The 22,412-nt window shown below is 60.2% G+C and carries 21 protein-coding genes; 9 read left to right on the top strand and 12 right to left on the bottom strand.

Features of this window, described 5'->3' with window-relative positions; genetic code table 11:
• Positions 1-66: 66 nt before the first annotated feature.
• Complete coding sequence (locus NCT03_RS22975) at positions 67-1,299, top strand: AGE family epimerase/isomerase (protein WP_250494042.1); 1,233 nt, start codon at positions 67-69, stop codon at positions 1,297-1,299.
• Between the two features lie 40 nt (positions 1,300-1,339).
• On the opposite strand, the gene NCT03_RS22970 is transcribed toward NCT03_RS22975, so the two are convergent.
• The 5 genes from NCT03_RS22970 to NCT03_RS22950 form a co-directional block, all read right to left on the bottom strand.
• Positions 1,340-2,134 (bottom strand): transporter substrate-binding domain-containing protein, encoded by a 795-nt coding sequence (locus NCT03_RS22970; protein WP_244831349.1) that lies wholly within the window; start codon positions 2,132-2,134, stop codon positions 1,340-1,342.
• A gap of 37 nt (positions 2,135-2,171) precedes the next feature.
• Entirely contained in the window at positions 2,172-2,900 is a 729-nt protein-coding gene (locus NCT03_RS22965) for an amino acid ABC transporter ATP-binding protein (protein WP_244831348.1), read from the bottom strand.
• Entirely contained in the window at positions 2,884-3,537 is a 654-nt protein-coding gene (locus NCT03_RS22960) for an amino acid ABC transporter permease (RefSeq protein WP_244831347.1), read from the bottom strand. Before NCT03_RS22960 ends, NCT03_RS22965 begins: the two co-directional genes overlap by 17 nt.
• Positions 3,534-4,280: an amino acid ABC transporter permease gene (locus NCT03_RS22955; RefSeq protein ID WP_250468002.1), complete on the bottom strand. Its 747-nt coding sequence runs from the start codon at positions 4,278-4,280 to the stop codon at positions 3,534-3,536. The genes NCT03_RS22960 and NCT03_RS22955 overlap by 4 nt, the downstream gene beginning before the upstream one ends.
• Positions 4,281-4,373: 93 nt before the next feature.
• Entirely contained in the window at positions 4,374-5,231 is an 858-nt protein-coding gene (locus NCT03_RS22950; RefSeq protein WP_250494041.1) for an NAD-dependent epimerase/dehydratase family protein, read from the bottom strand.
• A 209-nt stretch (positions 5,232-5,440) separates the two neighbouring features.
• Between NCT03_RS22950 and NCT03_RS22945 the strand changes: the two genes are divergently transcribed.
• Positions 5,441-6,166, top strand: coding sequence for a FadR/GntR family transcriptional regulator (locus NCT03_RS22945; RefSeq protein WP_250494060.1), 726 nt, complete (start codon positions 5,441-5,443; stop codon positions 6,164-6,166).
• A gap of 55 nt (positions 6,167-6,221) precedes the next feature.
• Here the strand turns inward: NCT03_RS22945 and NCT03_RS22940 are convergent, their stop codons facing one another.
• The 3 genes from NCT03_RS22940 to NCT03_RS22930 all read right to left on the bottom strand — a co-directional run bounded on the left by NCT03_RS22940 (position 6,222) and on the right by NCT03_RS22930 (position 9,502).
• Positions 6,222-7,565, bottom strand: coding sequence for an MFS transporter (locus NCT03_RS22940; protein WP_244831343.1), 1,344 nt, complete (start codon positions 7,563-7,565; stop codon positions 6,222-6,224).
• A 210-nt stretch (positions 7,566-7,775) separates the two neighbouring features.
• Positions 7,776-8,675 (bottom strand): SMP-30/gluconolactonase/LRE family protein, encoded by a 900-nt coding sequence (locus NCT03_RS22935; RefSeq protein WP_250494040.1) that lies wholly within the window; start codon positions 8,673-8,675, stop codon positions 7,776-7,778.
• Entirely contained in the window at positions 8,675-9,502 is an 828-nt protein-coding gene (locus tag NCT03_RS22930) for an NAD-dependent epimerase/dehydratase family protein (protein ID WP_250494039.1), read from the bottom strand. The genes NCT03_RS22935 and NCT03_RS22930 overlap by 1 nt, the downstream gene beginning before the upstream one ends.
• Before the next feature lie 186 nt (positions 9,503-9,688).
• Between NCT03_RS22930 and NCT03_RS22925 the strand changes: the two genes are divergently transcribed.
• On the top strand, positions 9,689-10,690 hold the full coding sequence (locus NCT03_RS22925) for a LacI family DNA-binding transcriptional regulator (protein ID WP_309847794.1): 1,002 nt from the start codon (positions 9,689-9,691) through the stop codon (positions 10,688-10,690).
• Between the two features lie 61 nt (positions 10,691-10,751).
• On the opposite strand, the gene NCT03_RS22920 is transcribed toward NCT03_RS22925, so the two are convergent.
• Positions 10,752-12,035: an MFS transporter gene (locus NCT03_RS22920; protein ID WP_244831339.1), complete on the bottom strand. Its 1,284-nt coding sequence runs from the start codon at positions 12,033-12,035 to the stop codon at positions 10,752-10,754.
• Positions 12,036-12,460: 425 nt separating this feature from the next.
• Between NCT03_RS22920 and NCT03_RS22915 the strand changes: the two genes are divergently transcribed.
• Positions 12,461-14,416, top strand: coding sequence for a methyl-accepting chemotaxis protein (locus tag NCT03_RS22915; RefSeq protein ID WP_250494038.1), 1,956 nt, complete (start codon positions 12,461-12,463; stop codon positions 14,414-14,416).
• 12 nt (positions 14,417-14,428) lie between these two features.
• On the opposite strand, the gene NCT03_RS22910 is transcribed toward NCT03_RS22915, so the two are convergent.
• Together NCT03_RS22910 and NCT03_RS22905 are read right to left on the bottom strand one after the other, a co-directional pair.
• Entirely contained in the window at positions 14,429-14,737 is a 309-nt protein-coding gene (locus tag NCT03_RS22910) for a non-heme iron oxygenase ferredoxin subunit (protein ID WP_250494037.1), read from the bottom strand.
• A gap of 22 nt (positions 14,738-14,759) precedes the next feature.
• On the bottom strand, positions 14,760-15,818 hold the full coding sequence (locus NCT03_RS22905) for a fatty acid desaturase family protein (RefSeq protein ID WP_244831336.1): 1,059 nt from the start codon (positions 15,816-15,818) through the stop codon (positions 14,760-14,762).
• A gap of 145 nt (positions 15,819-15,963) precedes the next feature.
• On the opposite strand from NCT03_RS22905, the gene NCT03_RS22900 reads away from it, so the two are divergent.
• The 3 genes from NCT03_RS22900 to NCT03_RS22890 all read left to right on the top strand — a co-directional run bounded on the left by NCT03_RS22900 (position 15,964) and on the right by NCT03_RS22890 (position 19,058).
• Positions 15,964-17,016, top strand: a complete 1,053-nt coding sequence (locus tag NCT03_RS22900; protein ID WP_250494036.1) for a LacI family DNA-binding transcriptional regulator — start codon at positions 15,964-15,966, stop codon at positions 17,014-17,016.
• A 638-nt stretch (positions 17,017-17,654) separates the two neighbouring features.
• Positions 17,655-18,737 carry a glycosyltransferase family 2 protein gene (locus tag NCT03_RS22895; RefSeq protein WP_244831334.1) on the top strand — a complete coding sequence of 361 codons (1,083 nt, stop codon included), beginning with the start codon at positions 17,655-17,657 and terminating at the stop codon, positions 18,735-18,737.
• A 57-nt stretch (positions 18,738-18,794) separates the two neighbouring features.
• A complete protein-coding gene (locus NCT03_RS22890) occupies positions 18,795-19,058 on the top strand; it encodes a hypothetical protein (protein WP_250467994.1) in 264 nt (87 codons plus the stop codon).
• Between the two features lie 3 nt (positions 19,059-19,061).
• Here the strand turns inward: NCT03_RS22890 and NCT03_RS22885 are convergent, their stop codons facing one another.
• Entirely contained in the window at positions 19,062-20,459 is a 1,398-nt protein-coding gene (locus NCT03_RS22885) for an HdeD family acid-resistance protein (RefSeq protein WP_250494035.1), read from the bottom strand.
• Between the two features lie 171 nt (positions 20,460-20,630).
• Here NCT03_RS22885 and NCT03_RS22880 point away from each other — a divergent pair, with 171 nt between their 5' ends.
• Positions 20,631-21,215: a DUF1349 domain-containing protein gene (locus NCT03_RS22880; RefSeq protein ID WP_250494034.1), complete on the top strand. Its 585-nt coding sequence runs from the start codon at positions 20,631-20,633 to the stop codon at positions 21,213-21,215.
• Positions 21,216-21,310: 95 nt separating this feature from the next.
• Entirely contained in the window at positions 21,311-22,381 is a 1,071-nt protein-coding gene (locus tag NCT03_RS22875) for a LacI family DNA-binding transcriptional regulator (protein ID WP_244831330.1), read from the top strand.
• Positions 22,382-22,412 lie beyond the last annotated feature (31 nt).

The following is a 22,412-nucleotide window of genomic DNA, read 5'->3' as shown; positions in this document are numbered from 1 at the left end:
TCTGCAACCCACTTGCATGAGACAAGCGCGAATTAAGCGCGTCCGCTCTCGTCCACAGGAGACAAAGTGTCGAACGCTACAACCCCGCTTTCCGATATCTATTCACTCACGCAGGACCAGACGCGGCTCTTTCGCGAAACGCTCGACCGCACGGCTGTAAAAGTCGCGGCCGATGAATTGAGTTTCGGTGTCGATTTTCCGCAAGTCACGGGTCCCGATGGCGAATGGGTGCGTCTGCCCGCTTCGCTATCCGCCGGCTATGACGGCGACGCCTGGAGTCACGGCAACTGGTTCTGTGGCTTCTGGGTAGGCCTTTTGCTCACGTCGCATCTTCATACCGGTGACGCGAAATTTCTCGAATGGGCGCGTGCGCGCATGCTGCTCGTCGAACAACGCGCGGACGATCCGAACACGCATGACATCGGCTTCATCTTCGACAGCAGCGCGGTGCCCGGTCATCACATCACGGGCGATGCACGCTTTGCCGATATCGCGTTGAAGGCGGCGGACAAACTGCGCGCCCGCCTCGTCACCACGCGCGATGGCGCTTATCTCGCGTCATGGGGACCGCTCGCCGATCCGCGCGGCAGAAGTGCATCCGCAATCGATACGATGGCCAATCTCTCGCTGCTCTACTGGGCGGCGAATCATGCCGATGACGGCAGCTATCGGCATGCAGCGGACGCGCATGCCGCGATGACTGCACGCGCCTTCGTGCGTCCCGACGACTCGACGTATCACGCCGTCGAATACGATCTCGAAACGGGCGCGCGCAAACGTGGCTACACTTTTCAAGGCGCATTCGACGAGTCTGCATGGAGCCGCGGTCAGGCCTGGGCGATCTACGGGTATGCGAATTCCGCGCGCGAAACGGGCAAGCTCGCGTACATTGAACTCGCCGAGCGTCTGGCCGAATACTATCTGCGCCGTCTCGATGGCCGTCAGATTCCCCCTTGGGACTTCGACGCAACCGGCAGCGATGCCGACATCAAGGACACGGCCGCCGCCGCTATCGTCGCATCGGCTTTGCTCGAACTGGCGCGCATTCATCCATCGGCGGATGCCGCGGCAAAATGGAGCCGTCACGGAGTCGCGATGCTCGAAGCGTTGTGCCGCGATGAGTTCACCAAGGACGGCGAACACGGCCTGCTGCACAACTCCTGCTATTCGAAGCCGCACAACATTGGCGTGGATGGCGCGACCATGTTCGGCGACTTCTTCTTTGTCGAAGCCTTGTGTCGTGTCGTGCATCCGGGCAAGCTGCGCCCGCTCGACGCACCGCGCATTCCTCTAGCGTAAAGAACAATGCCGGCGACATACGCATGTCGCCGGCATTCGTTCAGCCCTTGCGGACGGCGTCGGGCAGATCGCGTCCGTGGAACTTCTTGTAGATCGCGTTGAGGTTGCCGTTCTTCTGGTTCGTGCTGACCCACTTGTCCACCCACTCTTTCAGAGCCGGTTGATCCTTGTTCATCGCAATGCCGAGATCGAAGTTCTTCTGTTCGAACTTGAGTTCGATATTGCGTGCGGGCGCACGTTTCTGCATTTCCTGAAGGTTCGACGGCGTGCTGGAGAAGATGTCGATCTGACCCGCGACCATCGACGTGATGAGCGTGGCGTCGTCTTCATAGCGCTGAATTTGCGCGCCCTTCGCTTGCTGCGTCGTCAGCGTGTCGTTGACCGTTGCACGCGTGAGCCCGATGGTCTTGCCATCGAGGTCCGCATAGTCCTTCACCTTGATGCTCTTAAGCCCACCCACGATGATGGTGATCACCGCATAGGGAATCGAGAAATCGACGACCTTTGCGCGCTCCGGCGTGATCGACAAGTCGGCGATCACGAGGTCGGCGCGCTTTGCCTGCAAGGTCGGAATGCGCGCGGCGTTAGTGATCTGCACGAGTTCGAGCTTGACGCCGAGATCTTTTGCGAGCGCGGCGGCGGTATCGACATCCGAGCCTGCGGGCTTGAGGTTTTCGTCGGCGTAACTGAAGAGCGGCGTGCCCATTGCGATGGCAACGCGCACGACGCCGGCCTTCTTGATGTCATCGAGCTGATCGGCCATTGCGCTGTGAATGGCGCCTGCCATCATCAATGCCGCCACGCATGCGCGTGCAATGTGTTTCTGTGCTTTCAAGTGATGTCTCCGTCTTCTTGGATTGAAAAAATGCCGTTCAAAGGCCGTTGTTCAGAAACGCTCGCAATTCGGGCGTGCGTGGCGCATCGAGCATGCTGCCGTCGCCCACTTCCCACACCTTGCCCTGATGCATATAGATGATGCGGTCCGCCACGCGCTTGGCGAACGCCATTTCATGCGTGACGAGCAGCATGGTCATGCCATCGGCCGCGAGGTCTTCCATGACACGCAGCACTTCTCCCGTGAGTTGCGGATCGAGCGCGGAAGTCACTTCGTCGAACAACATGACCTTGGGGTTCATAGCAAGTGATCGTGCGATCGCCACGCGTTGCTGTTGTCCGCCCGACAATTGCTCGGGATAGGCATCGGCCTTCTGCCCAAGCCCGACTTGTTCGAGCACGTTGAGCGCGACGCGTCTCGCTTCGTCACGCGATAACTTCTTCACGTGCCGCAATGCGAGCATGATGTTTTCTTCGACCGTTAGGTGCGGAAAGAGGTTATAGCTTTGAAACACGATGCCGACTTCGCGCCTCAAGAGATGCAGATCCACCTTCGGATCGTCCACGCGAATGCCGCATACCTCTATCTGCCCTTGGTCGATAGTTTCCAACCGATCGATACAGCGTAACGCCGTGCTCTTGCCGGAACCGCTCGCACCGATCACGGCGATCATCTCGCCCTTGTTGACATCGAACGAGACGCCTTTCAGCACCTGATTGGAGCCGAAGCTCTTGTAGACCTCGTCGACCTTAACGATTGCTGACATTGAGCTTATTCTCCATCGATTGGCTCCAGCGCGAAAGCGGATAGCACAGGACGAAATAGAAAGCGCCGACCAGTCCGAAGATGAGGAACGGCTGAAAGATCGAGTTGTTGATGATCTGCCCTGCGCGCGTGAGTTCGATAAAGCCGATCACGGAGGCGAGCGAAGTCATCTTGATGATCTGCACGAGAAAGCCGACCGTGGGCGGCAAGGCGAGCCGCATCGCCTGCGGGATGATGACGAGCCTCAGACTCTGCCAGCGCGACAGCGACAGGCACTCGGCGGCTTCCCATTGCGGCTTGGGCATGGCTTCGACGCAGCCGCGCCAGATGTCGCCAAGATACGCGCTCGAATAAACCATCAGCGCAAGACCCGCCGCAACGAGCGCGGGTACCTGATAGCCATACACGGATAACCCGAAGTACACGATGAACAGCAGGATCAGCAACGGAATGCCCTGAATCGCCTCGATAAACACGATGGCTGTGCGCGCGAGCCAGAGGCGCGGCGAGATGCGCGCCAGCATGACGAGGAATCCACCGATACCGCCGAGCACGAACGCAAGCATGGAGAGCACTAGCGTCCAGCCGATCGATTGCACGAGGTACACAAAATGCGATGCCGTGAATCCGCCGCTCATGCCGCACCTCCGGGAATGACGGTATCGATGCGCGGGGAGTCCGGCGGCGTCTTGCCCGCGCGTTTTGCGGCAAGACGGATGGCGCGGCGCCGCTTGAACAGATGCTCACCGACAGCCCATGCAATGAGCTTAATGATGAGCGACAGCCCGAGATAGAGCAGCGCGACGACGATATAGGTTTCGAGCGAGCGGAAGGTATCCGACTGCACGGTGTTGGCAACGGCGGTCAGTTCCTCGGCGGAGATTTGCGAAGCGATTGCCGAGGCTTGCATCATCAACAGGAACTGGCTCGTGAGCGCCGGATAAACCTTCTCGATAGAGGGCTGCAACATCACATTCCAGCCGATGCGCCAGCGCGAAAGACCCAGGCACTCTGCTGCCTCGATCTGCCCGCGTGGCACCGATTCCAGACCCGCGCGAATGATCTCGGCGGCATAAGCGCCGATGTTGATGGTCATGGCGAGCGCAGCCGCGGCAAAGGTCGGCATGCGCAAGCCTATACTCGCCAGCCCGAAATACAGCAGGAAGATCTGCACGAGAAACGGCGTGTTGCGCACCGCCTCGATATAGATGATGCAGAGGCGCGTCAGCACCGGCACCTTCGCGCGCTTGGCAAATGCCACGAGCATGCCGAGGATGAGGCCAAAGAACACCGCCACGCACGTCATCTTGAGCGTGAGCCACGCGCCTAAAAGGAACGTCGGCCAGTACGGCAATAACGGAGCAAAGTCGAGAGAGAACATGGCGGTCGTGCCTCAGTTCGAAGGAGCGAGTCAGACACTTCTGGATGTATGACGACTGACTACGCGAGTTCGGCATTCTGTATGCCGCATGCATTACACCGGATCGAACGGACCCGTCACCGTGAACACGCCGCCCTGATACACCGCAACTGGATCGGTCGGTGCGGGCGCCGGCGTGGCTTCGACCTTGTCGCGGAACTTCTCGGACGAGTCGCGCGGCTCGAAGCCGAGTACCGACGCGTCACGGTTGTCCCACCAGGTATGCGAATTTGCCGACATGCCGAAAACGATCGTGTGTCCGACGTCCGGAGTGAACAGCGCGCGGCGCAGCAGATCATGGAAGTCGTCGTAGCTCATCCAGCTCGCCATCATGCGGCGGTCCTTGGCCTCGGGAAAAACGGAGCCGATGCGGATACTCACCGTCTCGATGCCATAGCGGTCGAAGTACAACTGCGCCATGTCCTCGCCGAACGACTTCGACAAGCCGTAGTAGCCATCGGGACGCTTGCGCGCGCTGGCATCGATTCGTTCGTCTTGCCGATAAAAGCCTGTGACGTGATTCGAGCTCGCGAACACGATGCGCTTTACGCCGTTGAGCCGCGCCGCTTCGTAGAGGTTGAAGACGCCCTTGATGTTGGCTTCGAGTATCTCTTCGAACGGACGCTCCACCGATACGCCGCCGAGATGGACAATGGCGTCGCAATCGGCGGCGAGTGCATCGACTGCTTGACGGTCTGCCAGATCGCACGGCGCGATTTCTTCGTGAGGCGCTGCATCGCCCGACAATACGCCGGGCAGATCCGACACTCGCACATGCTCTGCAAACTCTGCGACACGATGCCGAATGGCTTTACCGATACCGCCCGCCGCACCCGTGAGCAGCAAGCGGTCGAAGCGCAATTCGGGTTCGAGGGTGCCCTGCAACGGCAATGCGTCCGTCTGTGATTCCATGAGTTTTGTCTCCTGCGTGCAATGCTAGGGATTACCCTGCGCGCATTTCTTGTACGTTGTCATATCACTCTATGCCGCATATCATCATTTGCAGAATGATTTGTCAACGTGTTGAAAGACCGATTCCCAGAACCTCTGGAAAACACTAAGAGAGCGCTGTGACACTAACGCCCGAACCTTCCGTCGACGTGTTCAATGTATCCGCATCCATGGATGTCGCCGCCCCTTCTCACGGCACACGCCGCAGTCTGACCACACAGCTCGTCGATGCACTGCGCGCACAGATCGACGCGCGGGAATTGCGAGCAGGTTGCCGAATCGCGACCGAGGCGGAGATGGTGCAACGCTTCGGCGTGAGCCGCACCGTGGTGCGCGAGGCGTTATCGCGACTGCAGGCCGCGGGCCTCGTCGAGACGCGTCATGGCATCGGTACGTTCGTGTGCGAAGCGAGTACCTCGTCGCTATTGCAGCTCGATCCCGCCGACGTCGCCGGCTCCATGGATGCACTCGCGATCCTCGAATTGCGTATCAGTCTGGAAACCGAATCGGCGGGCCTTGCTGCCATGCGTTGCGATGCCGGCAGACTAGCGACCATGCGCACGGCGCTCGCGGAGTTTGCGCGCGGCGTGGGTCAGGAAGATGGCACCGTATCGCCGGACTTTCGCTTTCATCTGGAAATCGCGCATGCCACGGGAAATCGCTATTTCGTCGAGATCATGGAGCATCTTGGTTTAAGGATGTTTCCAAGGACACGGCTAACCGCGACCGCCATTCCACACGACCATTACGCCGATTATCTGGTTCGCGTGAATCGCGAGCACGAGCAGATTGCCGATGCGATCGAACGCGGCGATGCGGACTCGGCGCGCACGGCAATGCGCTTGCACTTGATCAACAGCAGGGAGAGATTGCGAAGAGCTCAGGCCACGGCGTGAATCCAGCCGCAAAATTGAAAAGGGCCGCCGAATATTCAGGCGGCCCTTAAGCGTTTTACCTTGCCAGATTCGGCTCGGCATCGACTTCGTCGTGCGGATCGATACTCTCAAGCGCCGGGTCGTGATGCAGCAGCAATACCGCCGCGACGCCCACCATCCCCGCGCCGGCCAGGCAAAGCAGACCTGCACCAAAGCCGCCCGTGCTGTCCTTGATCCAGCCCATTGCATACGGCCCGAAGAAGCCCGCGAGATTGCCAAGCGAGTTGATTGCGGCAATACCGCCAGCCGCCGCCGCGCCCGAAAGGAACGAAGCGGGCAAGGTCCAGATAATCGGCAGACAGCCGAAGATACCGAAGCCGGCGATGGAAAGCGCAATCATCTTTGCTACCGGATTATCCAGGCCAGCTGAAGCCGCGATACCGCCTGCCGCTACCATCAATGCAATGGCCACGTGCCAGCGACGCTCGAGCTTGCGGTCCGAGTGGCGACCCCACAGCACCATGCTGATCACACCGACCGCGTAAGGCATGGCCGTGACGAAGCCAGTCTGCAAATTCGTCAAGCCGAATGCCTTGACGATCTGCGGCAAGAAGAAGCTCAAGCCGTAATTGGTTGCGTTGGCGCCAAAGTAAATCAAGGCAATGGCAAGCACGCGCGGATTAAAGATCGCTTCCTTCACGCTAAACGCATGAACCGACTCGCGATGCGCGCGCTCATGCGCCTGACGTTCGACGAGCCACTTGCGCTCGTCTTCAGCGAGCCAATGAGCGTCGGAGGGCTTGTCGGTCAGATAGAAGAACACCACGAATGCAAGCACCAATGCGGGCAGCGCTTCGATCAGATAAAGCCATTGCCAGCCTTGCATGCCGGCCAAGCCATCCATTTGCAGCAAGGCGCCGGAAATGGGTCCGCCGATCACGGTCGAAAGCGGAATCGCGGCCATGAAGTAGCCCACCACTCGCCCGCGATACTTAGCCGGAAACCAAAGCGTTAGCAGGAAAATAATGCCGGGGAAAAAGCCCGCTTCGGCGATGCCAAGCAAAATGCGCAAGCCATAGAACACATAAGCGTTCGACAAGCCCGTTGCTTGAGCAATGTGCGGAATCCACGCCATCAAGGCCGCAAGAATGCCCCACGTGAACATGATGCGCGCGATCCAGCGGCGTGCACCGAAACGTTCGAGCAGCAGGTTGGAAGGGACCTCGAAGAAAAAATAGGCAATGAAAAAGATACCGGCGCCAAAGCCAAACATACTCGCCGAAAAGCCGAGCGCCTTGTTCATCTGCAAGGCGGCAAAACCGACATTGACGCGATCGAGGTAAGCGATGAAGTAACACAGAATCAGGAACGGCACGAGACGAAACATCACGCGCTTCATGGTGCGAGTTTCAAGCTCCATCTATGTCTCCTCCGAATTGAATAATCGGTAGTTGGCTGGCATACGTTGGGATACTCGCGCAGCCTACTCTTTAAGCGGAGACGACAGAAGTGGTGTTTAGCCTGCCTCACGAACTTTCGTTCGCTTTAGCGCTAAATATTTGCGCGCCATTGCGGTGCGGCGCGCATTGCTAAAGGTGCGGAGCGGACTTGCCGCTCCTTGAGGCCGTCGTTATGCGACCGGTAACATCGCACCGTATGCCGGTTCGGGCAGGCCTTTGACGCCGGGATTCAGCGCGAAGACGCAGCCGTCGTCTTCGGTGGCGTTCGCACCGGGGCGAATCGACGTTACGTAGAGCGTCGAGAGGTCGCTGCCGCCGAACGCGCACATCGACGGCTTGCTGGCCGGCAACGCGATTTCACGGTCGAGTTCGCCTCGCGGCGTGAAACGCAAAAGGCGGCCGGCGTCGTTGGCGCAAGTCCAGTAACAGCCGTCGGCGTCCACGGCCGCGCCGTCGGGACGGCCCGCATAGTCATGCAGATCGGCGAAGACGCGGCGGTTACGCGGTGTGCCCGTGTCGAGATCGAAATCGAATGCCCAGATCACACGCTTGGTTGGATGCGAATCCGACAGATACATCGTGCGGCCATCCGGCGACCAGGCGAGACCATTCTGGGTGACGAGGCCATCGACGATAGGCTCCGACAGCACGCCGTCCGTATCGAACCGGAACAGCGCGCCAGCCGGACTTGCGAGCGACATGTCCTGCACCATCGTGCCGGCCCAGAAGCGGCCCTGACGGTCGCAGCGGCCGTCGTTGAAGCGCATGCCCGGCGCGGGAAAACTCGGTGCGGCCAGCTTCGATGGTCGAATGTCTTTTGTCGACTGCATGCCGAATGCAAACAGGCCGCTCTTCATGCCCGCCACGACAGTTCCCGTCGGATCGAATGCAAAACACGCGATCTGCTCGGGCAACGTCCACTCGCTGCGCTCGCCGCTCGCGACGACGAGACGCACGAACTTGCGCGCCGGAATATCCACCCAGTAGAGCGCGCCCTCTTCCGCGCGCCACACCGGGCACTCGCCGACCGCCGCGTGTCCCGCCGCTTCGAGGCGCTCCACGCTCGCCATTACTTGCGCTCCAGCGGTTCGCCGAGGACGTATGGACCGCCTTGAAAGCGTTGTGCGGGGTCGTCGCGGTCGGCTGTCGGCGCGGTTGTGGGGAAGAGTCCGTTGAACTGTTCCGAACTGTCTTGCGGACGGAAGCCCAAAAACGCCGCGCCCGAGTTGTCCCACCACTTAACCGGATTGTTGGATGCGCCGTACACCACCGCATGGCCGACGCGGTTGGCGAAGAGCGAGCAACGCACGAGCTCGATGAAGTCGCGGTAGCTCAGATAAGTCACCAGCATGCGCGGATTCTTCGGCTCCTCGAACGACGAGCCAATGCGCAAGTTGACCGTCTCGATGCCGAAGCGATCGAAGTAGTAGCGCGACAGCGACTCGCCGAAACACTTGGTCACGCCATAGAGACTGTCCGGGCGATGCGGCGAATCCGTGTCGAGCACCTCGGTGACCGGATGAAAACCGATCGCATGATTCGAACTCGCGAACACGACGCGCTTCACGCCATGCCGGCGCGCCGCTTCGTAGATGTTGTAAGTGCCGCGAATGTTCGCTTCGATCAGATCGTCGAAGGGCGCGTCGATGGAGATGCCGCCGAGATGCACGATCGCATCGACGCCTTCCACCATGCGCATTACCGCGTCGCGGTCCGCGAGATCGACCGCGCTGACTTCCTCGTGGGAGACTGCGTCATCGAGCGGTGCGATGTCCGAAACGCGCACGACATCGGCCCACTGCGCAAGCGCGGGCCGCAACTGGCGCCCGAGATTGCCGGCCCCGCCGGTCAGAAGCAGACGCTTGAACGGTTTGCCCGTTGCGGATGGCTGGTTCATCGAAACTCCTTGAGATACGTGAGATAAATTGAAAGCTCTATGGAAGAAAACGTTTTCGGCTTTATAGTGATGCCGATACGGCCACAGCGAAGGCGCTCCTCATCGATTTTATCGATGCGACGTTTCCCGAACCGACGTCAAAATCCGTTAACATTGGAAAAAGCCAAAGTAAACGTTACCCTCCGAATGAAGAAAACTTCTACGACCATTCGCGATGTCGCCGCCGCAGCGGGCGTCTCGGTCGCGACGGTGTCCAAATACATCAACGGCGCGCAGCGCTTTTCAGCACCCGTCGAGGCCAAGCTCAAGGCGGCGATCGAAACGCTTGGCTATCGTTCGAACCCGCTTGCGCGCTCGATGATCACCGGCCGCACGCGCACTATCGGCCTCACGATTCTCGACATCAGCAACCCGCACTTCACCAACGTCGTGAAAGGCGCGAACCGCATTGCGCTCCGGCACGACTACACGCTCTTGCTCGTCGATATCGACGAAACCCAGGCCCGCGAACGTCCGCTGATCGAAGCCCTCGCGCAACGCGTGGACGGTCTGATCGTCAGTTCGCGGCTACCCGACGAAGAAGCACACTGGATGCTCGATCTCGGCAAGCCCGTCGTGCTTCTGCGCAACGCGGAAGCGCTGCCGATTCCAAGCGTCGGTATCGACAACCGCCTCGCCGCGCATATGCTCGCGCGGCACCTGCTCAACCTCGGGCACCGGCGCATTGCATACCTCGGCTTCGGCCAGGCGCGCATCAACGACGAGCGGATTCGCGGCGTGCGCGAGTGTCTCGAAGACGTGGGCCTCGAACTCGATGTCCACGACGCCCACGCGCCCACTTCGCTTGCCGGCGAACACGCCTGCTCGCGCGTGATGCTCGGCCCGAGGCGTCCCCAGGCGGTCATCTGCTACAACGACCTGATCGCGCTCGGCTTCATGAAGGAAGCCGCAACCCTCGGCATTCGCGTGCCGGAGGACGTCTCCGTCACCGGCATCGACAACGTGCCGTACGGCGCTTACGCCGCGCCCGGACTCACCACCGTCGATATCCAGAGCGAGAAGATGGGCGAACTCGCAATGCAGAAGCTCATCGATTCCCTCGCCGGTCATCCCGACCCGGGTAATTCCATGTTCGAGCCGCGCCTGATCGTGCGTGAATCGACAGCCGCGGTGACTGCTACTGCATGATGTATTCATAACGCAATATGCCGCCGGCATCTTTCGAGTGTCGGCGGCATTTTGCATGCGATCAGGATTCCAGCTTGGCCGGCGTCATTTTCGGCGTGAGCACGTGCATGATGGCGAACGCGATCAGGTAAGCCGATGCGCCGATGGCGAACAGCGCCCAATACTGACCGGTGCGTTGGAGCACTTGGCCGATCACTTCCGAGAACAGCACGCCGCCGATCGAGCCGGCCATGCCGCCGATACCGACCACTGCACCGACCGCGCGCTTCGGGAACAGGTCCGACGCCGTGGTGAACAGGTTTGCCGACCAGCCCTGGTGCGCCGCTGCAGCGAGACCGACGATAGCGACCGCGACCCACAGATTCTGCGCCAGCGAAACGAATGCAATCGGCAAAACACAACATGCACAGATGAACATGGCCGTCTTGCGCGCCGCGTTCACGCTCCAGCCCGCGCGCATCAGCGCCGATGAAATCCAGCCGCCGCCGATACTGCCCACCGTGGTGATCGCGTAGATCACGACAAGCGGCAGACCGATATGCTGCATGTCCATGCCGCGCGATTCGTTGAGCCACTTCGGCAGCCAGAACAGGTAGAACCACCACACCGGATCGGTCAGGAACTTGCCGATCAGAAACGCCCAGGTTTCACGCTTCTTGATGAGCACCTTGAAGCCGGGAGCGCCTGCGTGAGCGTTGGCGGCATCGGCGATTTCGGTGTCGTCGCGTTCGATATCGTCGTCATGCGCGCTCGCGTCCGGTTGGCGATACATCACGAACCACACCACGAGCCACACGAGACCGATCGCACCGATCATCACGAACGCCGCGCGCCAGCCGAAAGCAACGGCGAGCGCCGGGATGATCGCCGGTGCGAACACCGCACCGATGTTCGCGCCGGAATTAAAAATACCAGTAGCGAGCGCGCGTTCGCGACGCGGGAACCATTCGGCCGTCGTCTTGATGGCCGCCGGGAAGTTGCCGCCTTCGCCGATACCGAGCAGCGCGCGCACCATGGCAAAGCCCATGACCGAGCCGACCGCCGCGTGCAGCATGGCGGCGATGCTCCAGACGAACATGGCGAGGCCGTAGGAGATGCGCGTACCGAGCCAGTCGACGATACGCCCGAAGCACAACAGTCCGATTGCATAGAACGCCGAGAACGCGATCACGATGCGCCCGTACTGAACCTGCGTCCAGCCGATGTCATGTTGCAGAACCGGTGCGAGCAGACCGAGAATCTGCCGGTCCATGTAGTTGATGACGGTGGCGAAGAAGAGCAGCGCACACACGGTCCAGCGATAACGGCTGGCTGCGCGCACGACGCCTACGACGGCTGTTTGCATGAATGTCTCCGTACGCGGCGGCGCTCGTCGTGCCGCGTGACTTGTTGCATTGACGGCGACGAGCGCCGTGGGCTTCGGCTTATCGCGTGACTAGAACGCGCTTGCCGGCCAGGTTTTGGAAAACGTTTTTTGAAGAATAATGGCTTCAGTGCGTGTTGCCTATCCCTGTACTTTCCCTAATGCCGCCAGAGCCGCTCCACATAAGGCCCCGCTGCTAAACGAAATGTAGTTGAAAGATTGAGTTAATCGTTTTCTGCGTTGTTTCCAATAAAGCTTGGCGCCCACGCCGGTTGAATCTGGTGTTTTGCATTCAGTCATGCGGCATCTTGTCTTTCGCATGCCAAACGCGCCGCGAAACGCTAAAGGCAGGTGGCTTCGCTGCCGATAACCGTCACTTACGTCTTTCACATCGCCCAGTGCTCCCCATGCTTCGTATTTGTCTAGCCCGCTTGAACGTCGGCACCAAATTCGCCGCGCTGGCGTGTTCTCTCGCGGCCGTCGTCGTCGCCACCCTCACACTTGTCGTCACCCGCTCGGCCGGCGAGCAAGTCGATGCGCACGCGCTCGCACGCGTCGAAAGTGAGAATCGCTCGATCGCATCGATGATCGGCCTCTACAACACGGCCGTGAGCGCCGAAGTCTCGCGCTTCATGACGATGTTCTCGAATCGCCTGCCTGCTGCCTTCTCGCTCGACGAATCGCATACGGTCGACATCGGCGGCGTTGCGACGCCTGCGATCAACGCGGGCGACAAGCCACTCAACGGCGATTTCGCCATTCCCGATGCGTTTCTCGCGGAAAGCGGCGCAATCGCGACCGTTTTTGCGCGCACTGGCGACGACTTCGTGCGTGTGACGACCTCGCTCAAGAAGCAGGACGGCACGCGCGCCATCGGCACGCTGCTGGATCGCAAGGGACCGGCTTATGCACCGATTCTCGCGGGCAAGTCGTACATAGGCGTGGCGGCGCTGTTCGGCAAGCAGTACATCACCGAATACAAGCCCGTGACGGATACATCGGGCCGCGTCGTCGGTGCGCTGTTCGTGGGCGTCGATGTTTCCGCGGAAATCGCGGCGTTGCAGGACAACATCCGCAAGCTCACGATCGGTGCGACCGGCTATCACTTCGTCGTCGACGCTTCGAATGGTGCGAACCGCGGCAAGCTTCTGGTGCATCCGGACGCGCAAGGCGAGATGGCCGATGAACGTGTTGCGCCGTTCAAGGCGATGCTCGACAAGCAGGAAGGCCAGCTCAATTTCGAAGGCGCCACAATCGCGGGCGCGGATGCGCGCGTGCATGGCGGCGCGAAGGAAATCGTCTTTATGACCGTGCCGCAATGGAACTGGATGATCGGTGGCATTGCATATCGCGATGAACTGCTCGCCGATGTGCACGCGAGTCGCAACCGCTTCTTGCTGATCGGCCTCGTGGTGATCGCGGCGCTAGTCGGCGTGTTGCTCTATGCCGTGGCGAAGCTCGTCAGCCGGCCGCTCGACGACGTCACGCATGCCTCGGAACGTATCGCCGCTGGCGATCTGACCGTTCGTATCGATACCACGCGCGAAGACGATATCGGCCGCCTGATGCGCGCCATCGACGGCGTTGCGCGCGGACTGACGGGCATCGTCGCGCAGGTTCGCAGCGCATCGTCCGACATGAGCGATGGCACCGCTCGCATCGCATCCGGCAGCACGGATATCGCATCGCGCATCGCGACGCAGGCTGCGAGTGTCGAGGAAACGGCCGCGAGCATGGAACAGATCACCTCGACCGTGCAGCAGAACGCGGCAAATACGGCGCAGGCGGGCACGCTGGTCGCGTCGGCATCCGAAGCTGCACGTGCGGGCGGCGAAGCCGTGGGCCGCGTGGTTTCGACGATGGGCGAGATCGATGCATCGTCACGACGTATCGCCGATATCACGGCGACCATCGAAGGCATCGCCTTTCAGACGAATATCCTTGCGCTCAATGCTGCCGTCGAAGCGGCGCGCGCGGGTGAGCATGGCAGAGGCTTCGCCGTGGTGGCATCGGAAGTGCGCGCGCTTGCGCAACGCAGTGCGGGCGCGGTGAAGGAAATCGAAGTGTTGATCAGCGAATCGGCGGGCAAGGTATCGCACGGCTACAGAATCGCCGAGGAAGCCAGCAGCACGATGAACGGCATCGTCGAACAGGTGACGCGCGTGAACGCTATCGTTGATGAGATCGGCGTGGCATCGCGGGAACAGGCGAGCGGCATCGAGCAGGTAAACATGGCCGTTATGCAGATTGGCGAAGCCACACAGCAGAATGCGGCGCTCGTCAGCGAAGCGGAACACTCGACCGTCGAGTTGCGCGATCAGGCCGAGCGCCTTGCACGCGTGGTCAGCATGTTCCGCATTTGAGGCATCGGCGCTTCAGATCTCCACGAAGATGCGTCCGTCCTGCACTTTCGCGGGGTATGTCTGCAAGTTGATGCAAACGGGCCCACCGAGCGCGCGGCCGTCGCGAATATCGAATTGCCCGTTGTGCTTCGGGCATTCGATCACGTGGTCGAACAAGAAGCCCTCGCTCAGATGAACCTGTTCGTGCGTGCACAGGCCGTCGCTTGCAAACACCTCGTCGTTCACTCGATAGATCGCGAACGTGCGGCCATCGTGATCGAAGCGTTTGACGTCTTCATCGTCGATGTCGTCTAACGCGGCGGCGTCGATCCATTGCGTCATGGGGCATGTCTCCTTTTCATACTCAGCTTTGCGTGGCGGTGGGCACCGGCCTCTCGACGTGATACGACGGGTCCCGCGTCTGCCGCATGAGCGCCGGGATGATCTCGGCATAAGCCGCGATGGAACTCGTGTAAGGCGGCGGCATGTCGTGCTTGACGGCATCGTGCAGATCCGGCAGCGCGTGATACGGCACCATCGGGAACATGTGATGTTCGACGTGATAGTTCATGTTCAGATAAAGGAAACGAAACACGGGATTCATCATCACGGTGCGGCAATTCTTGCGATGGTCGAGCACGTTCTCCGGCATGCCCGCGTGTTGCGTGAGCCCGAAGTACAGATAAAGCCATGCGCCGTAAAGACTCGGCAAGCCGATATAAAGCAGCGGCAACACACTGCGAAACGCAATGCATGTCACGATCACTGCTGCATAGATCGCGAGCCAGATGCGCGCCTCGCGCACGACCTTCGGCCATTCCGTCTCAGGCACGAAGGTCTTTTCTTCTTCACCGATATTGCCGAACGCAGACGCCACGACCTTGGGCAATTCGTTCGCCACGTGCTTCAGCGCGAAGACGTTCAGCACCAGCGCAAGCCAGTCCGTCGGCAATTGCGCACCGATTTCGGGATCGCGGCCCACTACCAAGGTATCGGTGTGATGGCGCGCATGACTCCAGCGCCATACGGTCGGTCGCCGAAACACCTGAAAGGACGCCACTTGATAAAGCGCCTTGTTCATCCACGCGGTCTTGAATGCGGTGCCGTGTCCGCTCTCATGCCAGCGCGAATCGGCGGGGCCGCAGTAAAGCGTCCCGTAGAGCAGAAACGCGGGGATGGCCCATAGCGAATGCGCCTGCCATGCGAACCAGGCAAGGACGCCGCTCGCGACGATGGCTGCGTACCAAAGAACGGTGTCGCGAATGGCTCGCGCATCACTGCGTTGCGTGAGTTGCTTGAGCACGGGGCGCGGCAAAGGGCATCTATACCAGGTGCCATTGGCAAGGCCCGCGGCTTTCGCCTCTTCGCCTGCCCCGCCTATCAGCCGATAGCGCCGCCGCTGCGTCTCCTCCAATTCCATCATGTCACCTCATCCGATGATTGGAATACATCATTTATTTTTATTGAAGTCGATGATATGAGCGAGCCCGTGCATGCGCAAGGAACGGTTGAATTTGCTATCTTTAAGCATCATTGCGTGCCCTCGCAAATCCATCATTTCCATCAAAATGACCAAGCGTCCCACGCTTCAGTCGGTGGCGGAAGCCGCTGGCGTCAGTTCGGCCACGGTGGATCGCGTGTTCAACGGACGCCTGACCGTGCGCGAAGGCACCGCGTTGCGCGTGATAGAAGCGGCAGAGCGCATCGGCTATCACGGTGCTCAACTGATGCGCGAACGCATGCGCGCTCAACTCGGAGCCATCGATGCCCCGCGCACGCTCGGCTTCTGTCTGCAGAAACGCGCCGACCCGTTTTATCAGGCGTTCGCGCGCATTCTGACGGAGACGGTCACGCGTCACGAACCGGAACGTTGCAAGGCAGTGATCGCGTATATGGACGAACTCGATCCCGCGTCCATCGCGCGTACGTTGCTGTCGCTTGGAGAAGAAGCGGATGCGCTCGGCGTCGTGGCGGTCGATCATCCGCATGTAACCGCGGCCATCGAAACCTTGCATGCAGCGGGCAAGCCAACGGTCACGCTATTGTCCGACCTGAGCGCGCCATTGCGTGCAGGTTATATCGGCGTGGACCCACGCAAGAGCGGCCGCACTGCGGCGTGGGCCGTGTGCCGGCTCACGCATCGCAAGGCAGGTACGGTTGGCGTATTCGTCGGCACGCCCCGCTATCTGGGACAAGAAAGCTGCGAAATCAGCTTTCGCTCTTATCTGCGTGAACATGCACCCGGGCTGCGAGTGCTCGACACGCAAATCAACCTGGAAGACAAGCAACTGGCCTATGAAGCGACGCTTGCCATGCTTGCGCGGCATGACGATCTCGCTGGTCTTTACATTCCTGGCGGCGGCGTGGGTGGCGTGATACGCGCACTGCGCGAGGAAGCAATAGGACGACACATCGTCACCGTTTGCTCCGATCTCATGCCCGACCGTCACGACGCGCTCGTGGACGGCATCATCGATCTGGTCATCGATACGCCATTGCAACAGATCGCTCAGACCGCAGTGCTTGCCATGCTTCGCGCGTTGAATACCTTGCCTGGAGAGACAGCGCAAGCAAGCCAATATCCACTTCCGGCGCAACTTTTTACGTCCGAGAACGTCTGACCGTCCTTGCATGGCATTCGCCTTGCTGAAGAGGTCATGCTTAGTGAACTTCTCAGAGCGTTCGCCAAGCACCGAATCTTTCAATCGGCTTGAGGTTACTTAAACAAGCGGTATCGCATGGGCGCATACGCGTTTCATAGACGCATCAACTTATATTTTGATGTGCTTAAGCGCACGGAGCGCAGCAATATGAAGGACAAACATCGATGAGATTGCAAACGAATGAGATGACTAGCGCTAAAGCGCCTGAACAAAACCGACAGGTAATCGCTGCAGCTTCTTTGAAGAATGCATCGCAATTCTGTTGGAGTCGCTGCGTCGACTAGCCGACATGTCATTGTCATTACATTGTTTTTTTGACCCGGTAATATGCAGCAGAACCCGGTCCGAAACTTGGGCCTTCCTCTCTGCCCAAGCCGACAATCACAGCTTGCGGGAACCTGCTTCAATCAATCTGATCTACTGCGATTGCTCTTCGCATCGCGCACAGCAAGCCGAAGCCAATGAGCCTCGGCAGTCCGGCCAAACAGGCGTGCAAATCGACACGCCGGCCGCCAGAAGGAGACCGCGTAATCAGGCCAGTGCATTGGCATGCACTGGCACGCCCCTGAGCCCCTTCATCCGACGGAGCATCCGATATGCCGTTTGAAAGTGACTCTTTGCGAGACACGGAACCGCTACTGACCATCGTGGTCGCGGCGTACAACATCGAGGGATACATCGAGGAAGCACTCGAGTCCCTACTGTCGCAACCCCATATCGACGCCATGCGCATCATCGTGGTGGACGACGGTTCTCGCGACGAGACCTATGCGGCCGCGGAAGCGATCGTGGAGCGCGATGGCGGCCGTCATATTCAGCTCATCAAGCAGCGCAATGGCGGTCTGAGCGCGGCACGCAATACCGGGCTTGCGGCAGTGCGAACGCCCTACGTCGGCTTCCTTGACGGCGACGACATCTATCTCGAGAATTTTTCGAGCAGCGTTATTCCCGCACTCAAGGAACGCGTGTGGGACCTCGTCGAATACAACGTGAAGATCATCGACGACGACGGCCGCCATATCGACGGCATCGATCTCGTCATGCATCACGCAAGCGGCGGTCACGCGATGAACCGCGCCGCGCTTCAGCACTTCGCGGACGGCTTCCATACCTTCGTCTGGGCGCGTATCTATCGCACGGACATGTTCAACGGCACGCAGTTCCCAGTGGGCCGGCACTACGAAGACATGGCGGTCGTGCCGTCCATGTACCTTCGCGCAAGCAGTATCTATCGCATTGCAGACCCGCTGATCGGTTATCGCCGACGTTTTGGGAGCATCACGCAGAAAGCGACACTCACCGACATGAAGGACCTCCGCACGAACGGGCTCGAAGCGCTCGCGCGTTGCGACGGCGGCGAGATGGACGATTACTGGCTCACGATCTTCGACAAGGCGTTTCATCGCGCATGTCATGTGTGCGCGCGGGTGGATCGCGGACAATTCAAGGCGGCATCGGAGACACTGGCGGCAATGGCGGTGGATCATCGCAGAACTCGCGCCAAGCTCTCGGAACGCAATGGTCGCGAAGTCGTCGCACTCAAACCGTTCGATTTCAACGTGCGCGCCGATCGCTCGATCTACTTCATCAAGGGCCTGCTGAAGAAGATGCTGCGCCGCAGTCTCGACCATCATCAGCGCGAGCGCCGGCATAGTCCGACGAATCAGTTTAGCGGCTAGAAACACGCGCCCAGGCCCGCCCGCGAAGCGCTTTGCGTTTCGCGGTAAACTGTTTGCATGGAAAAATGTCCTTACTGCGAGCGAATTCGCGATGAGTGGGACTGCCATGGACAGACCTGTCGCACGCTCATCGCGCGTGCCCTGCGCCGCCAGCGCCTGGGTCTGCCCATGGTGCCCAAGGTCATTCGCAACGAGATTCCGGCCGGCGCGAGCACGGGCGAGGTCATTACGCAGCTGTCGAAGCAGCGACTGCGTGCACGCCGCGCCAACGAAGCGCGACGCGAACGCAAGGCCGCAGACGATCTCGACGAAGGCGCTTGAATCTCAGGCGTTTGCAGGCGGGTCCATCGACGAAGAGCCTTCATGCCGCCATTGACGCCGCGATTGCCGCATCTTCGCTATCGCCATGCGCGCCACCTTGAGCCAGCCATACGGACGTGGATCGGCAACCATGCTAAGCGCACGCGCATAGTCGAGCGTGAGGCCAGGAGTCCAGGCCATCGTCACTGCACGCTTTCGGATCTGCGCGGCCACCCATAGTTCAGGCGTCACCAGCATACGAAACAGCGCGCCCCAGCCCGCCCGCGCGCCATAGAGCCGCCCAGCCGCCCCTTCGAGCGCCGCCTCCAGTGCGCGCGAGACGCTGCTCGAACAGTTGCGATGCGTGAGGTTGTACGTCGTGTCCTCGCGATACGTGCTCCAGAAGCGCGCTAGCCGCGTTGGATCGTAATTGCGAATGCGCACTCGCGTGGTCGAAGGACACCATGTCTTCGACTCGATCGGGTAGCTCGGCTGAAACACGCCTGGCACGTCGTTATCGCTCGTGGCACGCAAGAGGCGCGCAAAGTCATCGGGCGAGCGGTCTATCTCGACTGCCGGATAAAGGCTCACATATACGCCCTCAGGCGATTCGAGCGCGGCATGTCCCGTCGATATCACTCCATTGCAATCCACCGCCGCAATGTACCGGTCGACGATCAGATGCCGTTGCACCTCGCCCTTCGATGTACCCACGGGCGTCCACACATGCACGGTCAATGCGGGCTCGTTGTCCGCGGGCGGCCCGTCCCATTCGCTTGCCGGCAAGACGACTGGCGTACCGTCTTTCGTATCACTCGCTGCGCTCGCGGCCTCGGCGCTTGCATCGCCCCAGACTGCCGGATTGCTGTTCAGCTTGCGTACGCGCGACGCGATCATCACGAGATTCCAACCTGCGAACATGAAGAGCACGCCCACGCAATACACCACGGTGCTCTTGTAATGCGTCGGGTACGGTTGAATGACGAAGACCGCCAGCAATATTTCGAAGATCGCAAAACCAAGCGCCACGCGCCAGCGTCGATATCGCACGACAACAGCGGATGCGGCTTGCAAGAGGCCATCCGAGAGAAAGGCCGCGCCAATGAACAACGAAAGAATGAAGTTGGCGTGATGACGCGGCCCCTGAAGCACCAGCACGGCCGCAAGGACGAACACGATACCCTTCGAATAGCGCAACCTGCGTTGCCCGCCGACGCCGGCCCATGCAACCGCAAGCGTCAGCGCGCCTTCGATCAACAACAACCAGCCAACGAGTGGAATCGGAAAGCCGAGCGAACCGTCGAGTGCATCGATGAATATGCCCAAGCCAACGACAAGCAGCAGCCATCCTGTCACCATCAGACTGCGCCAGCGTCCGCGCAAATAGTCCACGCCCAGCAGGATCATCATTAACTTGACCATGGATTTGCCTTTCGTGTCGTTGCATGAGCGCAGAGAAGCCTCGCGCATTCATGTTAGTGCAGTGCGGGCCTTAAATGAAATCGCTCTGTCCGCTTCGTTAAGTACGACCATTCGATTCGGCATGCACGATGTGCCATACTGCCAACGCCCTTTCCACGTAGCGAGGCTGCCATGTTCGACCAATGTCAGTGGATCAACGAGCCCGCGCAATGGCGCATTGAAGACGGCACGCTGTTCGTCACCACGGACGCCAGCACGGACTTCTGGCGCAAGACGCACTACGGTTTCATCCGCGATAACGGCCATGTTTTCGCCGCGAGCGCGAACCGTGACTTCAGCGCCGAAGTCACCGTCGATGGCGATTTCTCCGCGCTCTACGACCAAGCGGGCCTGATGGTGCGCGAGAGCGCCGAGCGCTGGGTCAAGGCAGGCGCGGAGTACAACGACGGCGCGCTCACCTTCAGCACCGTGCTGACCAATGATTTCTCCGACTGGTCGCTTGGTTCGCCCGCCAGCGGCAACCGCTTCAGGCTGCGCATGACCGTCGCCGATGGCGTGCTCAAGATGCAGTGCAGCGCGGACGAGCGTCATTGGACCCTCATGCGTATCGCGCCCTTCGCGTCGACTACCGCGTCGCCGCACTGGCTCGTCGGACCCATGTGCTGCACGCCCGAGCGCGGCGGCCTCACCGTGCGCTTCTCCGACTTCAAGATCGGGCCGCCTATCGTAAAGGACCTGCACGATACCTCTCTGTAGCGCGGTAGCGTGCTCCGTACAAGTACTCACTTGCCCCGTTTGCGAACGCTTTCTAGAATTCTGAAACGTTTCAAAAAAAGACGGCAAAAGCACTCGTGGACTCACGTAAAAAGACTGCCAGCACCTTGAAGGATGTCGCCAGTGCGGCGGGCGTCTCGCTTGGCACGGCGTCGAAAGTGCTGGCAGGCGCCGAAGGCGTAAGCGAACTTCGACGGCAGCAAGTATGGGAAGCGGCGCGAGCGCTGGGTTATCGGCGCAACAGTCTTGCGGCGGAATTGCGCAGCAATCGTTCGACGTCCATCGGCTTCGTCGTGCCGGATCTCACGAACTCGTTCTTTATCGAACTGCTATGCGTGGTGGAGGATCATGCGCTGGCAAGCGGTTATCGGCTGCTGCTCGCGCATGCGCAGGAAGACCCCGAGCGCGAGGCCGAGCGCATACGTTTCGTGTTGTCGCGTCAGGTGGCGGGCATGATCATCATTCCGTGTCATGGCTATGCACATGCCATCGACGAATTGCGCGAATGCGACGTGCCGCTCGTGATGGCGGACCGCGTGGACAACAGCTTTCCGGCGAACACGGTGACGACGGACAGCCGCCGCGCCGCGAGCGATGGCACGGAACATCTCATCGCGCTCGGGCATCGGCGCATTACATTCATCGTCAATGCGCTCGATCTCGTGAATAGCCGCGAACGCGCGGACGGCTATCTCGACGCCATGAAACGCGCCGGTCTTACGCGACATGCGCGCGTGGTGGTATGCGGCATGACGGATACGGAAAGCCACGCGGCGACGCTCGGGCTTTTGTCTGCAAGCGAACGCCCCACCGCGCTTTTTACCGGTGCGAACGTGGCCACGCTTGGCGCACTGCGTGCCATACGCGATGCCGAATTGCGCCTGCCTGGAGAGGTTTCCTTGCTCTCTTTCGACGACGCCCCGTGGATGTCGGTGCTTCATCCGCGTATCAGTTCGATACATCAGCCGGTAGAAGCCGTGGGGCGTGCGATCTGGCAGTTGCTCCACAAGCAGTTGCAAGGTGAAACCGGCGAGCATGTGCATCTGCGCATGAAGGCCGATCTGCTCGTGCGTGAAAGCACGGCGCCTCCGATGAAAGCCATCGATCAAGCTGCTCGAAAGCGAACGCGCAAATCCGCCACGCTATAACGTTTTATTCGCCAATGCAGGGCCCGCAACC

It is taken from the genome of Caballeronia sp. GAWG1-1 (assembly GCF_023631465.1).
Lineage (GTDB): Bacteria > Pseudomonadota > Gammaproteobacteria > Burkholderiales > Burkholderiaceae > Caballeronia.
Note: the sequence above shows the minus strand (reverse complement) of the source record. Positions and strands in the feature narration are given on the sequence as shown.